General features: G+C 42.8%; 1 pseudogene. It reads left to right on the top strand.

From position 1 onward, the window contains the following. Positions 1 to 243, top strand: a pseudogene (locus ACHRV0_RS21720) (hypothetical protein); the annotation flags it as partial.

The raw sequence follows: 243 nt of genomic DNA, 5'->3' as shown, positions 1-243 counted from the left end.
CAGTATCAGGAAGCTACAGCATCACGTACCAATTATGTGAAGTAGGAGCCAATCCTTCAAACTGTGATACAGCTACAGCTACTGTAGTTGTAAAAGGAACATTAGATGCTCAAAATGACAATTACAGCGCAGTGCCAAGCAGTACAGCAGCCGTAACAGTTGGAACAGTAACAAGCAATGATACCTTAAACGGAGCAGCTGTTACAGCATCAAATACCGATGTAACGCCAATTACAACAGGTC

This window comes from Flavobacterium sp. FlaQc-30, assembly GCF_044005885.1.
Lineage (GTDB): Bacteria > Bacteroidota > Bacteroidia > Flavobacteriales > Flavobacteriaceae > Flavobacterium.
This window is presented reverse-complemented; position numbering and strand designations above follow the sequence as displayed.